The organism is Sphingobium sp. (genome assembly GCF_041987595.1).
GTDB lineage: Bacteria > Pseudomonadota > Alphaproteobacteria > Sphingomonadales > Sphingomonadaceae > Sphingobium.
In genome coordinates this window covers 1-12626 of sequence record NZ_JBHIWJ010000111.1, presented here as the reverse complement: position 1 = coordinate 12626, position 12626 = coordinate 1, and the positions used below count along the sequence as shown (strand labels likewise).

At 60.8% G+C, this 12626-nt stretch carries 13 protein-coding genes; 7 read left to right on the top strand and 6 right to left on the bottom strand.

The window, feature by feature from the left end:
* The 4 genes from ACFC3J_RS19405 to ACFC3J_RS19390 all read left to right on the top strand — a co-directional run.
* On the top strand, nt 1-510 hold a 510-nt coding region (locus ACFC3J_RS19405), incomplete at its 5' end, for an enolase C-terminal domain-like protein (RefSeq protein ID WP_375197699.1).
* Between the two features lie 76 nt (nt 511-586).
* Nucleotides 587-898 carry a septum formation initiator family protein gene (locus tag ACFC3J_RS19400; protein ID WP_375197698.1) on the top strand — a complete coding sequence of 104 codons (312 nt, stop codon included), beginning with the start codon at nt 587-589 and terminating at the stop codon, nt 896-898.
* A gap of 132 nt (nt 899-1030) precedes the next feature.
* Nucleotides 1031-2098, top strand: coding sequence for a pyruvate dehydrogenase (acetyl-transferring) E1 component subunit alpha (gene pdhA, locus ACFC3J_RS19395; protein WP_375197697.1), 1068 nt, complete (start codon nt 1031-1033; stop codon nt 2096-2098).
* Nucleotides 2098-3450: a pyruvate dehydrogenase complex E1 component subunit beta gene (locus tag ACFC3J_RS19390; RefSeq protein WP_375197696.1), complete on the top strand. Its 1353-nt coding sequence runs from the start codon at nt 2098-2100 to the stop codon at nt 3448-3450. Before pdhA ends, ACFC3J_RS19390 begins: the two co-directional genes overlap by 1 nt.
* Nucleotides 3451-3505: 55 nt before the next feature.
* On the opposite strand, the gene ACFC3J_RS19385 is transcribed toward ACFC3J_RS19390, so the two are convergent.
* From ACFC3J_RS19385 to ACFC3J_RS19375, 3 genes are read right to left on the bottom strand one after another with little or no spacing between them, the layout of a single operon-like run.
* Nucleotides 3506-4174 (bottom strand): TadE/TadG family type IV pilus assembly protein, encoded by a 669-nt coding sequence (locus tag ACFC3J_RS19385; RefSeq protein ID WP_375197695.1) that lies wholly within the window; start codon nt 4172-4174, stop codon nt 3506-3508.
* 2 nt (nt 4175-4176) lie between these two features.
* Nucleotides 4177-4773: a TadE/TadG family type IV pilus assembly protein gene (locus tag ACFC3J_RS19380; RefSeq protein ID WP_375197694.1), complete on the bottom strand. Its 597-nt coding sequence runs from the start codon at nt 4771-4773 to the stop codon at nt 4177-4179.
* Entirely contained in the window at nt 4770-6320 is a 1551-nt protein-coding gene (locus tag ACFC3J_RS19375; RefSeq protein WP_375197693.1) for a TadE/TadG family type IV pilus assembly protein, read from the bottom strand. The genes ACFC3J_RS19380 and ACFC3J_RS19375 overlap by 4 nt, the downstream gene beginning before the upstream one ends.
* 148 nt (nt 6321-6468) lie before the next feature.
* Here ACFC3J_RS19375 and ACFC3J_RS19370 point away from each other — a divergent pair, with 148 nt between their 5' ends.
* Nucleotides 6469-7110 carry a hypothetical protein gene (locus ACFC3J_RS19370; protein ID WP_375197692.1) on the top strand — a complete coding sequence of 214 codons (642 nt, stop codon included), beginning with the start codon at nt 6469-6471 and terminating at the stop codon, nt 7108-7110.
* Between the two features lie 9 nt (nt 7111-7119).
* Nucleotides 7120-7584 carry an EF-hand domain-containing protein gene (locus tag ACFC3J_RS19365; RefSeq protein WP_375197691.1) on the top strand — a complete coding sequence of 155 codons (465 nt, stop codon included), beginning with the start codon at nt 7120-7122 and terminating at the stop codon, nt 7582-7584.
* Nucleotides 7585-7588: 4 nt separating this feature from the next.
* On the opposite strand, the gene trmFO is transcribed toward ACFC3J_RS19365, so the two are convergent.
* Both trmFO and ACFC3J_RS19355 read right to left on the bottom strand, forming a co-directional pair.
* On the bottom strand, nt 7589-8926 hold the full coding sequence (gene trmFO / locus ACFC3J_RS19360; RefSeq protein WP_375197701.1) for a methylenetetrahydrofolate--tRNA-(uracil(54)-C(5))-methyltransferase (FADH(2)-oxidizing) TrmFO: 1338 nt from the start codon (nt 8924-8926) through the stop codon (nt 7589-7591).
* 59 nt (nt 8927-8985) lie between these two features.
* Nucleotides 8986-10287 (bottom strand): dicarboxylate/amino acid:cation symporter, encoded by a 1302-nt coding sequence (locus ACFC3J_RS19355; protein WP_375197690.1) that lies wholly within the window; start codon nt 10285-10287, stop codon nt 8986-8988.
* A gap of 158 nt (nt 10288-10445) precedes the next feature.
* Here ACFC3J_RS19355 and ACFC3J_RS19350 point away from each other — a divergent pair, with 158 nt between their 5' ends.
* The gene (locus tag ACFC3J_RS19350; protein WP_375197700.1) at nt 10446-11837 is read left to right on the top strand and encodes a M20/M25/M40 family metallo-hydrolase; all 1392 of its coding nucleotides are present in this window, start codon (nt 10446-10448) and stop codon (nt 11835-11837) included.
* Between the two features lie 100 nt (nt 11838-11937).
* On the opposite strand, the gene ACFC3J_RS19345 is transcribed toward ACFC3J_RS19350, so the two are convergent.
* Nucleotides 11938-12626 (bottom strand): alpha-isopropylmalate synthase regulatory domain-containing protein (locus ACFC3J_RS19345; protein WP_375197689.1); only part of this gene is annotated, 689 nt, incomplete at its 5' end.

Sequence of the window (12626 nt, the reverse complement as noted above, 5' to 3'; positions counted from 1 at the left end):
ATTTCGGGCGAAGGCCTGTCGCTCAGCCCGGTCGAAATGGCCGATTATCTGGCCGCCCTTTGCGCCGACTATCCGATCAAATCGATCGAGGATGGCATGAGCGAAGACGATTTCGAGGGCTGGAAGGCGCTTACCGACAAGATCGGCGGCAAGGTTCAGCTCGTCGGCGACGATCTGTTCGTGACAAACCCCAAGCGTCTGGAAATGGGGATCGGCAAGGGTCTCGCAAACTCGCTGCTGGTCAAGGTGAACCAGATCGGTTCTCTGACGGAGACTCTGGCCGCCGTCGACATGGCCCACCGCGCGCGTTACACCGCCGTCATGTCGCACCGCTCGGGTGAAACGGAAGATGCGACCATTGCGGACCTCGCCGTCGCTACCAATTGTGGTCAGATCAAGACCGGCTCGCTCGCCCGTTCGGACCGGCTTGCCAAGTATAACCAATTGATCCGCATCGAAGAAGAGCTGGGCGATATCGCAGTTTACGCGGGTCGTTCCATCTTCCGCTAAGTTAAATTTCGGCGGTCGGCCGCAAGCCTGCTAATTTTCGCTTGCGGTCCGCCCGTCCCTATGATTCAACTGGTTCATGGCGCATATCGCGAAACTCCGCATGTTGCTTTTCTCGGCTTTTGGTCCGGCAATTGCGGTGCTTCTTCTCCTTTTCTTTGCCGGCTATGTGGTGCTCGGGTCCAACGGCATTCTGGCCTGGGGCGACTATAAGCGTCAGCTGCACAATGCGCAGGGCGAACTGAAGCAGGTTCAGGCCCATCGGCAGGAACTTAAGAACCGTGTGGATTTGCTGAATCCCCGGCGCGTCGATCCTGATCTGAGCGATGAATTGATCCGGCGGGAGCTGGGCGTCATCCATCATGACGAAGTCATCGTCCCGCTAAACTGATAATCCAGCGCTGGAACGCCCGTTTGGGCGTATTTGCTGCGTTTCGGGCGCCATGTGTGCGTTGCAATTTGAGGCGTTCTGCAGCTATACGGGCCTTCCTTCCATCCTCACCCACGCAAAAGGATAAGAGCCTTGGCGAAACCAACGACGCCGCGTCCTTCTCGCGCAAAGGCAGCAAGCCCTGCCGGCGCGGACCATAACCGGCCTCGCCCCGATACCCCCAAAGACTATAAGGCCACCAAGGAAGAGCTGCTGGAATTCTACCGGCAGATGGTCCTTATCCGCCGTTTCGAGGAAAAGGCGGGCCAGCTTTACGGCCTCGGCCTGATCGGCGGCTTCTGTCACCTCTATATCGGTCAGGAAGCGGTCGCGGTCGGCATCCAGTCGGCGCTCAAGCCGGGCAAAGACAGCGTTATCACCGGTTACCGCGACCATGGCCACATGCTGGCCTATGGCATCGATCCCAATGTCATCATGGCGGAACTGACCGGCCGTGAAGCGGGCATTTCGCGCGGCAAGGGCGGTTCGATGCACATGTTCAGCGTCGAGCATAAATTCTACGGCGGCCACGGCATCGTCGGCGCGCAGGTGTCGCTCGGCGCGGGGCTGGGCTTTGCGCACAAGTACAACAATGACGGCGGCGTGTGCGTCGCCTATTTCGGCGACGGCGCGGCCAATCAGGGCCAGGTCTATGAATCGTTCAACATGGCCGAGCTGTGGAAGCTGCCGATCATCTTCGTGATCGAGAACAACCAGTATGCCATGGGCACCAGCGTCAACCGTTCGTCCGCGGAAGACCAGCTCTATCGCCGTGGCGAGAGCTTCCGCATTCCGGGCATTCAGGTGAACGGCATGGACGTCCTCGCCGTGCGCGGTGCGACCGAGGAAGCGCTGAAGTGGGTTCAGGGCGGCAACGGCCCGATCCTGCTCGAAATGAAGACCTATCGCTATCGCGGCCACTCCATGTCCGACCCGGCCAAATACCGGTCGCGCGAGGAAGTGCAGTCGATGCGCGACAAGTCCGACCCGATCGAGGGCGTCAAGAAATACCTCGCCGAAGCCGGTGTTGGCGAAGACGAACTCAAGAAGATCGATCAGGACATCCGCAAGATCGTCAGCGATTCCGCGGACTTCGCTGAAACCTCTCCCGAACCGGAAATGCACGAACTTTATACCGACGTGCTGGTGGAGCAATATTAATGGGTATCGAAATCAAGATGCCGGCGCTTTCGCCGACCATGGAGGAAGGCACGCTGGCGAAATGGCTGGTGAAGGAAGGCGATGAGGTCCGTTCGGGCGACATTCTCGCCGAGATCGAGACCGACAAGGCGACGATGGAATTCGAAGCCGTCGACGAAGGCAAGATCGGTCAGATCATGGTGGCTGAAGGCACGGAAGGCGTGAAGGTCGGAACCGTGATCGCCACGATGGCAGGCGAAGGCGGAGAGGCGGCTCCGGCGCCCAAGGCAGAAGCGCCCAAGACCGAGGCCGCTCCCGCGCCCGTCGCGGCCAAGCCTGCTGCCGAACCGAAGGCCACCGTCAAGGACCCGGCGCTTCCCGATGGCACCGAATATGTCAAGACGACCGTGCGCGAAGCGCTGCGCGACGCCATGGCCGAGGAAATGCGCCGTGACGAGCGCGTCTTCGTCATGGGTGAGGAAGTCGCCGAATATCAGGGCGCCTACAAGGTGACCCAGGGCTTGCTGGACGAATTTGGCGACAAGCGCGTCATCGACACGCCGATCACCGAATATGGCTTTGCCGGCATCGGCGCGGGCGCGGCCATGGGGGGTCTGAAGCCGGTCATCGAGTTCATGACGTTCAACTTCGCCATGCAGGCGATCGACCACATCATCAACTCGGCGGCCAAGACCAACTATATGTCCGGCGGCCAGATGCGCTGCCCGATCGTGTTCCGCGGTCCCAACGGCGCGGCCAGCCGCGTCGCCGCCCAGCATAGCCAGAATTACGGTCCTTGGTATGCGGCAGTTCCGGGCCTGATCGTGATCGCGCCCTATGACTCGGCCGACGCCAAGGGTTTGCTTAAGGCTGCGATCCGTTCGGAAGATCCGGTCGTGTTCCTTGAGAATGAGCTTGTCTATGGCCGCAGCTTTGACGTGCCCAAGGTCGACGATTATGTCCTTCCGATCGGCAAGGCGCGCGTCGTCCGCGAGGGCAAGGATGTAACGCTGGTCAGCTATTCGATCGGCGTGGGCGTCGCTCTGGAAGCCGCCGAAGCGCTTGCTGCTGAGGGTATCTATGCCGAAGTCATCGACCTGCGCACGCTGCGCCCGCTCGACACGACGACGGTGCTGGAGAGCCTCAAAAAGACCAACCGCCTCGTCGTGGTGGAAGAGGGCTGGCCGGTCTGTTCGATCGCTTCGGAAATCGCCGCGGTCGTTATGGAACAGGGCTTCGACGACCTCGACGCCCCGGTGCTGCGCGTGACCAACGAGGATGTGCCGCTGCCCTATGCGGCAAATCTCGAAAAGGCAGCCCTGATCGACGCGCCCCGCGTCGTCGCGGCGGCGAAGAAAGTCTGCTATAAATGAGAAAATGAGGGGGTGGCATTCTACCGCCCCCTCGATCATCTTCTCTGCGACGGAGTCATGCAGTATAATAATTGCATGTGGACTTGGCAGTCGCAGCCAGATTTTGGCCGTTTTGAAGGGTTTGAATAGTGCGGTCGCGCACCGAGAACGCCGACATATAGTGTATGGAAATTGGGCCAAAGAACATGTTCGACATGATCGGCTTGTAATCGTAAAATATTTCTACAACTATCACTGGATTGCCGGGCGTTGCCGAAATCTGTCTCCCCGCCGGTCCTATGCCCGTGGTCAAGACTTGGCCCTCTGTGCCGATCGTCTGTGCAGCCGCGACGCTCTTCACCCCTTTGCAGCGCTGCCATGTGATAACCTGATCGGTGGTAGGCGTCGTGGTCGCTGCATTATCTTCGACTGTTGATATGATTATCCGGCCGCGCCCCGTGATATCCAAAGATTCAGCGGCATATTTTGCGCCGATGATGGCATCGTTGATGTCATTTTCATCGACCCGGTCCCGGACACGTGCGACCCCATCGGCCGTCATGCTCGTAATGGCGCTGACGCGTGCATGCGTTATCGCGATGTTTGCAAGTTCGGTGCCCCCGAACGTCAGCAATATCAGGAAGGGTAGCGCATAGGCGAACTCGATTAGCGCGAGTCCGCTCTGGCTGGCCCAAAGGCCGCAGCGAGACGAGCGCGATATATATTTGCGCAGCACCATGGGCATGGTCATACTCCGCATTTGACGGGGGGGTCGACGACACCGGCATACGGTTCGTTGCGCATGAAGGTGGTACGTGAAATAGTCACCGAGCTACCCATACCCATCGCCTCAGCAATCGGCGAAAGACGGTTGTATGTGGCGCTGATCTGATAGCGGACCACATCTTCTGCCGTGCCGATGCCCGAAGCGCCTTGGCTCGCAGTATCGTAATTGTTGTTGCGATTGTCGTCTATGAAGCAATCAGGACCACTTTTATCGTAAATGCCGTTCGAATTGACATCGGTCGTCAGCTTTTCAGGTTTGCCAATCTTGTTGTATGTAAGGAAGTTGGATGGCGTAATCTGTAGATTACTGCCGCTAGCAATGCTGCTGAGCCTTCCACGGATAAATGTCTCGATGTCCGCTGCAGTGGCGCTTTCCAGTGTTGCCTTTCTGGCTGCAGCGTTTGCCGTTCCCTGCACCATGGCTGTAGCATATGCCTGATAGGCAAGATCAAAGGCGCCGAGGATCAAGAAAATTAGTGGCCCGGCGACGACGGCGAACTCCAGCACCGTCGCCCCGTCGTGATTGCGGGCTAGCCGCTTGAGAAAGAACCTGATCATTGGCCGAGCCTCAGATTGCCGACCTTATCGGATATCCGCTTGAAAGCGTTATTAAGACTGGCAGTATCGCTAACGGAAATGGCTTGGCTGCTGTTGGACGCACAGGAAGAGATATCCGAATCCATTGTCTGTCCCGAAAGGACTGCGATGACCCAGATATCGACGTAATAGGGATCAGATTTCGCCTTTGCACACATCAGCTTGAATCGCTGCTTGTGAATCGGTTCGAGATTTGCGTCCGAAGTCCCGGTTGAGGCGGTCCGACCTGCATACCGGGCCACGCCATATGCACTGTACGCGTCCCTGAACGGAGACATTTCGCCGTCGGTCATGAAGACGATGGTGCGACGGACTTTCACATTATTGAATTTGTCTGGATTTCGGGCACCGAATATGCCGTTGTTGGCGATCATCCGAAGACCCCAGATAATGCCAAGGTCGTGATATGTTGCGCCATCGCCCGTGACGATCGTATCGACTTGGGAGTCGAATTCAGACTGGCTCGCCCACGCCTTCATATGAACGGCGGGCTTGGGACAGGCCGTCATATAATAGGCTGAGCCGTAATCCTGCTCGCCTGATGAGGAAAAATCGTAAGGTGCCCACCGGGTCGTGTCGCTGTCGGGAATTTTGGCGATGTCGAGGTCCCACGCATCAGACGGTATGGTCGTGCTGGTTGCAGTCAGAGCGGTGGTCGTGCCTCGTTCTTCGATGCAGCCTGCCCAAGTGTTGTTGAACCAGTTCGTTGACCATGATGTCGCCGTCTTCAGCGCGCCACTGCTATTCCGGTATTGATAGGATGAACGGACATAAGCGGTATTCTCTGCACGGATCAATTTGCCGACATTCACGGTGCTGGAAAACTGTAAAAAGCCTATTCTCATTCGGAGATTCTTGGCCTCAAGGGCTGTCTGGGCGGGGCGTAGGTTGGAATAGAGGGTCTTCAGTGCCTCCCGCATTTCCCTCATCTTAGATTTTTTCGTGCCGCTCGTGGCTTTTTCGGTATCCTGCGAGCAGGATAGGGCATCGCTCATATAGCAGTTCATAGACCCGGTAGTGTCCAGAACTAGCATGAGGTCGGTGTTGACATAATATTCCTCCGCCAAGCATTTCGCACCTACGCGGATTTCATTCATGCCTACGACCTTCAGCAGCGTGGTTGGCACAGTGGTTGTCGCTTCCATTCGCAACTGACCATTATCGATTGCCGTGGTAACGCGATTGGCGGCATTGGCGTCCGTGGTGGACATGACCGCCGATCCCATTAACTGATTTGGAAAGTTGAAGTTGAAATAGTCGAGTGCCACCTGCTGGTCCGCAGCCGTTAACACGGACCCGCTCATCGAGCGCCGTCCCGCTAGTGCGCCTGCGTCGCAAGCCTGTTGCATTCGGGCCTTCACAAGATAAGCGCGGCTGAAATCTACCGCTGCGCCGGACATCCCCACCAGCGGGATCATTGCCGCCGCCACCATCGCCAGCGTATTGCCCGCCTGATTGTGATACAGGCGCATCAATATGAACAGCGCGCGTTTGATCCTGTCGCCCATGGTCCGCTCTTGCCTTGTCTTGCCCCGCACCCCCAATTCAGGCAGGGCAACCAACCGCCCATATTGCGGCGGAACTTAGGATCTTTATGCTGAGCCTAGTTAATAAGCCGATAATTGCAGGTTCTGCGCGACTAGCGACATATGGCGCATGACCGAATCAGATGAGGATCTGGTCGCTCTGCCTTCCCTGCTGAGCGCTTATGCGGGGCGGGAGGCCTCTAGGCACAGGCTGATCTGGCGGCTTGACCAGCGCTTCGCCCGGCTGGTTGCGACAACGACCGAACCCATGATCGGTCAGATGCGTCTGGCGTGGTGGAACGACGCTTTGACGGATGAGAGCGGCGTCAAGGGGCGGGGCGAACCCGTCATCGATGCATTGCGTGAACTGAATGTTGCGCCGCCTGCCGGATTGTCCCAATGGCTTGATGGTTGGGAAGCCCTGATCGGGGAGACGGATCTTTCGGCCTATGCGATGGGGCGGGGCGCGGGTCTGTTTCGTGCATTGGCAGGGCGGGACGACATTCCCGGCTGGCTTGAACAGGCCGCGATGGTCTGGGCGCTTTGGGATCTGTCAGGCCATGTCGAAGAGGTCGCGGTCGTGGACAGGGCGATCGCCATGGCGCGTTCACATCTGTTGTCCGGATCGGTCAAATGGACAAAGTCCTGGCGTCCTTTGCGCCTCGCCTATCAGCTCGCCCATCATGACATAAAAAGGGGGCGACGCGCACCGCCGGGATTGACCCCGACGCTCTATATGCGGTTGATACGGCTCGCATGTTTGGGGCGTTAGGGGGACAAGGTGGGGCGGATTTTCGCGGGGGCCGTGGCGGCGCTGTTTCTGGCGGCGGGCGGGCTGTTCTGGTGGCAGGGCCGCGCCAGCAACGAAACCGTGCCGCAGCCTTTGATTGGCGCGCCGCCGCCCCCGGCGATCGAGAATTTGCCGGAAGGCGATCCGGATGCGGTGGGCGAAGCGCCCCCCATGCCCGGCGAGGCGTCCTCGCAAAGCCGCGAGCAGAAGCGCTTTGGCCGCTATGACCGCAATCGCGACGGCGTCATCACGCGGATCGAGATGATGGGGAGCAGGGTCAAGGCGTTCAAGGCGCTCGACCGCAACAACGACAATCTCCTCTCCTTCGAGGAGTGGGCAGTGACCACATCGGACCGCTTTGCCACGGCGGATGCCAATGGCGACGGCAAGCTGACCCCAGCCGAATTCGCCACAACTGCGCCCAAACGCGCAGCAGCCCCCAGATGCAAATGCTGAAGCGTCAGGCGGGCTGAAGCTCGCCCAGCCACTGTCCCAATGCCGAGCGGGCGCGCGAGGTCATCGCCTCCTTGCGCTGTTTCTTTTTGACGTCATTGAGCGGCGGGAAGAGGCCGAAATTGACGTTCATCGGCTGATAGTCGGCCGTTTCGACGTTGCCGGTGACATGGCCGAGCAGGGCGCCCAGCGCCGTTTCGGCTGGCAGGGGCGCGAGTGTTTGGCCCAAAATCTCTGCCGCGGCGAAGCGCCCGGCGAGAAGGCCGATGGCCGCGCTTTCGACATAGCCCTCGCAACCCGTTACCTGCCCGGCGAAGCGGATATGCGGCGCGCTTTTCAGGCGCAGCGTGGCGTCGAGCAGCTTGGGACTCTGGATGAAGGTATTGCGATGCAGCCCGCCCAGCCGGGCAAATTCCGCTTTTTCAAGACCGGGGATGGTGCGGAACAGCTCGACCTGCGCGCCATGTTTCAGCTTGGTCTGGAATCCGACCATGTTCCACAGCGTGCCCGACGCATTGTCCTGGCGCAATTGCACCACAGCATAGGGCCAGCGGCCCGTGCGCGGATCATCGAGACCCATGGGCTTCATCGGCCCATGGCGCAGCGTTTCCGGGCCGCGAGAGGCCATGACCTCGATCGGCATGCAGCCCTCGAAATAGGGCGTGTCCTTTTCCCAATCCTTGAAATCGGCCTTTTCGCCGTCGAGCAGGCCCTGCACGAAGGCCTCATACTGCTCCCGATTCATGGGGCAGTTGATATAATCCTTGCCCTCGCCGCCGCCGGGGCCGATCTTGTCCCAGCGATTGGCCATCCAGCATTTGTCCATGTCGATGCTGTCGAAATGAACCACCGGCGCGATGGCGTCGAAAAAGGCGAGATGGTCGATCCCCGCCGTCTGGCCGATGCTGGCGGCAAGCGCCGGAGCGGTAAGCGGGCCGGTGGCGACGATGGTCATGCCCTCTGTGGGCAGCGCGTCGATGCGTTCGCGCACAATCTCCACATTGGGATGATCGGCCAGCGCGCGAGTGACGCCATCGGAAAAAATATGGCGGTCCACCGCCAGCGCCGATCCTGCCGGCACCTTGGCGGGTTCTGCCTGCGCCATGATCAGCGAACCCAGCCGCCGCATTTCCTGATGCAGCAGGCCGACCGCATTCTTGTCCGCATCGTCCGAGCGGAAGCTGTTGGAACAGACCAGTTCGGCCAGCCCCTCCGTCTGGTGCGCGGGACTCATGTCGCCGCTGCCGCGCATTTCCGACAGGCGGACCTTGATCCCGGCCTCAGCCAGTTGCCATGCCGCTTCCGACCCGGCGAGGCCGCCGCCAATGATGTGAACCTGATGCATGGGGCGACCCATGGTCCCCTCCGCGCCGCAGGTCAACCATTGTTCAGATCGGGCGTGGTTCAGGCCGGCGCCAGTTCCGCTTCGCCGTAAAAGGCCGCTTCGTCCAATATCCCTTCGCGCTTTGCGACGACGGTGGCGACCAGCACCTGACCCGCGACATTGACGGCGGTGCGGCCCATGTCGAGGATCGGGTCGATGGCCAGCAGCAGCCCGGCGCCCTCCAGCGGCAGGCCAAGGGTGGAGAGGGTAAGCGTCAGCATCACGATCGCGCCGGTCAGCCCTGCCGTCGCCGCTGATCCGACGACGGACACGAAGATGATCAGGCCATAATCCGCGGCATGCAGCGTGATGCCGTAGAAATTGGCGATGAAGATCGCAGCCAGCGCCGGATAGATGGAGGCGCATCCATCCATCTTGGTCGTCGAGGCAAGCGGGATGGCGAAGGCGGCATAGCTTTTTTCGACGCCCAGCCGTTCCGTCACCGTTTCGGTAACCGGCATGGTGCCGACCGAGGATCGCGACACGAAGCCCAGCTGGATTGCGGGCCAGGCCTTGGCGAAGAAGGGGAGGGGCTTCAGGCCATTGGCCAACAGCAGCAGCGGATAGACCAGCAGCAGCACCAGTCCGAGGCCGAGATAGACCGCTCCGGCAAAAGTGCCGAGCTGGGCGAGCGCGCTCCAGCCATAGCTCGCGATCGCGCTGCCGATCAGCGCGGCAGAGCCGATCGGCGTCAGGCGGATGATCCAGCCCAATATGGCGCGCACTATGGCGAGGAGGGAGCGGACGAAGGCGAGAAAGGGCTCGGCCTTGTCCCCGACTTTCAGCGTTGCGAGGCCTATGGCGATGGAAATGACCAGAAGCTGGAGGATATTGAAGGAAAGGGTCGTGGCGGCGCCCGTTTCCGCGATCTTGGTGCTGGCGGACAGGGCGAAGCTGTTTCCGGGGACCAGGCCTTTCAGGAAATCGAGCCAGCCGCCGAAACTGTCCGGCTTCGTAACCGCCAGCGCCTGCCCATGCAGTCCCACGCCCGGCTGAACGATCAGGCCGATGGCAAGGCCGATGACCACCGCGATCAGCGCGGTGAATGCGAACCAGAGAAGTGTCTGTCCCGCCAGTCGCGCCGCATTGTCCAGCGCGCGCAGATTGGCGATGGACGCGACGATCGCGGTGAACACCAAAGGCGGCACGACGGCCTTGAGCAACGATACGAAAATCGATCCCGTCGTCTTGAGCGCGGTCGCCAGCCAGTTGAGATCGCCGCCCGGCCCCGACCCGATCGATCGCGCCAGCAGACCCAGCAGCAGGCCGACCGCCATGCCGGCCAGCACCTGAAATCCGAAGCTGCGATAATGAAGGGCCATGGGTTCCATTCCTTTGGGCGACCGGCGCGCGATATGGGGAGTGGATCCGCCAGATGCGCACAAGCAATTCTTTATCGGGGTGAACGCGGATAAGGACGCCCTCTTTCCGCAGTTTAGCGACCAAACGGATTGGCCGCTGCCATCCGCTATGCCACATGATGTCACGAAATCCAGCATGGAGATGCGATTTGAACAAGTGGTGGACGGTGCTGGCAGCCCTGTTCCTGTCCCAGCCTGCGCAGGCGGCGGGCGACCCGGCCTTGGCCAAGGCCGTGCTGATGAAGTCCATTGCGTTTCGGACGGAGGAAGGTGCCGGACAGGTTCCGGGACTTGCGGCCTATTATGCCGCGATCTTGCGGCAGGCAGGTTTTGCGGCGGGGGACATCGAGATCACGCCAATGGGCGAAACCGCCACGCTGGCCGCCACGATCCGGGGCAGCGATCCGACGCTCAAGCCGCTGCTGATGATCGGCCATATGGATGTGGTGACGGCGAACCCGGCCGACTGGCAGGGCGATCCGTTCACGCCGATCGAGGAGAATGGCTATATTTTCGGCCGGGGGGCGGAGGACAATAAATATGATGTCGCCATGATGGTGGCGACGATGGCCGGGTTGAAGCGCGCCGACTGGCGGCCAGGGCGGAGCGTCATCCTGCTGCTGTCGGGGGACGAGGAAACCCACATGGCCACGACGCGGGCACTGGCGGCGAAATATAAGGATGCCGAGCTGTTGCTGAACGGCGACGGCGGGGGTGGTCTGCTGGATGAGGGCGGGAAGGCGGTGTTGTACCAGTTACAGGCGGGCGAGAAGACCTATGCCGATTTCGCAATCGGCTTCACCGATCCCGGCGGCCATAGCAGCGCGCCCACGTCGGGCAATCCGATCTACCGCATGGCGCGAGTGATCGACCGGATTGCGGCCTACCGCTTTGCGCCGATGCGCAACGAACTGACCAGGGCGTCCTTTCTTCTTTCCGCCGACCGGATCGGCGGAGAAGTCGGTGCCGCCATGCGCAGCTATGCGAAAAGTGGCGACAGGAAAGCGGCGGACCTTCTGTCCGAATATCCCGAATTTATCGGGCAGGTGCGGACTACCTGCGTTGCCACCATGGCGCAAGCGGGGCATGCGCTGAACGCGTTGCCGCAAAGCGCGACGCTCAGCGTGAATTGCCGCATCTTCCCCGGCGTCGCGATCGAGACGGTCAAGGCCGAGTTGGAGCGGGCGATCGCTGATCCCAGCGCGTCGATCACGCTGCGCGACAGCCCGATTGGCAGCGACGCTTCGCCCTTGCGGCTGGATGTGCTGAAAGCGGTTACGGCGGCGGTCGCGGCGCGCTATCCCGCCATTCCGATCATACCCACCATGTCGGCGGGGGCGACGGACAGCCTGTATTTCCGCGCTCTGGGCGTGCCCTGCTATGGCGTTTCGAGCCTGTTCCAGCGCGGCGAGGACGGCTTCGCCCATGGACTGGACGAGCGGGTGCCGGTCAGCGGCATCGCGGCGGCGCTGGATCAGTGGGAAAGGGTGGTGAAGGCGCTGGCCGGGTAAAACAACCTTCGTTCCTATCGAGCGAAGTCGAGCACGCCGGCAGGGCGCTCAGGCTTCTCGACTTCGCTCGAAGCGAACGGAAAGTTTTCTTAGGTCCCGATCAGCGCAGCGCTGCGACGCTGTTCGCGGCCGACAGCACCGCCTGAACCGAAGCGGTTGCGACGTCGGTATCGGTGCCGATGCCGAAGATCGTCCGGCCATCGGGCGTGCGGCATTCGACATAGGCGGCGGCGGCAACGTCCGTGCCCGCACCGATTGCATGTTCGCTATAGTCGGCGATTTCCAGATCGACGCCCAGTTCGTCGCGCAGCGCGGCCAGAATGGAGGAGATCAGGCCGTTGCCGCGCCCGGAAATGGAGCGCTCGCCGCCCTTGTGCGCGATCTTGCCGGTGAAGATGCGGTCGCCTGCATGGCCGCTCTCATTATAATCGATCAGCCTGTAGGGCTGCTCGCCCGTCAGGCGGTAATGGTTTTCGAAGGCGTCCCAGATGTCGGCGGCGTTGAGTTCGCGGCTGCTCTGGTCGGCCAGCGCCTGCACGACCTTGGAGAAATCGGCCTGCATCCGCTTGGGCAGCTTCAGCCCCTTGTCCTGTTGCAGGACCCATGCGACGCCGCCCTTGCCGGACTGGCTGTTCACGCGGATCACCGCCTCATAGCTACAACCGATATCGTTCGGATCAACGGGAAGATAGGGCATCTCCCAGCGCGGTGAGGCTGACTGTTCCCGGGCGTGAAACCCTTTTTTGATGGCATCCTGATGAGAGCCAGAGAAGGCGGTAAACGCCAGCT

Excerpts from the sequence above, each read along its gene's own strand:
- ACFC3J_RS19385 (WP_375197695.1), bottom strand. The coding sequence starts at position 4,174 with ATGCCCATGGTGCTGCGCAAATATATATCGCGCTCGTCTCGCTGCGGC.
- ACFC3J_RS19370 (WP_375197692.1), top strand. The coding sequence starts at position 6,469 with ATGACCGAATCAGATGAGGATCTGGTCGCTCTGCCTTCCCTGCTGAGC.
- ACFC3J_RS19390 (WP_375197696.1), top strand. The coding sequence starts at position 2,098 with ATGGGTATCGAAATCAAGATGCCGGCGCTTTCGCCGACCATGGAGGAA.
- ACFC3J_RS19350 (WP_375197700.1), top strand. The coding sequence starts at position 10,446 with ATGTCACGAAATCCAGCATGGAGATGCGATTTGAACAAGTGGTGGACG.
- ACFC3J_RS19375 (WP_375197693.1), bottom strand. The coding sequence starts at position 6,320 with ATGGGCGACAGGATCAAACGCGCGCTGTTCATATTGATGCGCCTGTAT.
- ACFC3J_RS19400 (WP_375197698.1), top strand. The coding sequence starts at position 587 with ATGGCGCATATCGCGAAACTCCGCATGTTGCTTTTCTCGGCTTTTGGT.
- ACFC3J_RS19355 (WP_375197690.1), bottom strand. The coding sequence starts at position 10,287 with ATGGCCCTTCATTATCGCAGCTTCGGATTTCAGGTGCTGGCCGGCATG.
- ACFC3J_RS19380 (WP_375197694.1), bottom strand. The coding sequence starts at position 4,773 with ATGATCAGGTTCTTTCTCAAGCGGCTAGCCCGCAATCACGACGGGGCG.
- trmFO (WP_375197701.1), bottom strand. The coding sequence starts at position 8,926 with ATGCATCAGGTTCACATCATTGGCGGCGGCCTCGCCGGGTCGGAAGCG.